The sequence below is a fragment of the Vagococcus sp. AM17-17 genome (assembly GCF_003471765.1).
Lineage (GTDB): Bacteria > Bacillota > Bacilli > Lactobacillales > Vagococcaceae > Vagococcus > Vagococcus teuberi.
Map to the genome: position 1 here is coordinate 1 of NZ_QRJY01000036.1, position 277 is coordinate 277.

General features: G+C 33.2%; 1 pseudogene. It reads left to right on the forward strand.

Annotated features, from left to right (window positions below):
• Window positions 1–277: pseudogene (locus DW196_RS11650) on the forward strand (hypothetical protein); the annotation flags it as partial.

The following is a 277-nucleotide window of genomic DNA, read 5'->3' on the forward strand; positions in this document are numbered from 1 at the left end:
TATTGAATGACTTAAAAGCCAAAGAGACGTTAATCTCTTTGGCTTTTTTTGTAGCCTATACGTCAAATGTAAACTCATTCACTCTTAAGTATGTAAGAATTTATGATGTATACAGAGTAGTAGAAGGGAAAAGTGCTACAACTATTTTGGAAAGGAGTGTATTTTTTAGGGAGATTATTTATGAGTGTTGTGCTGGTTTAGAGGTTCATCCAAACAATGTAGCTGATTGCTTGTTAGATGGCTCCTTTATATCTACAAGCCCTAAAAAAATAGTTGA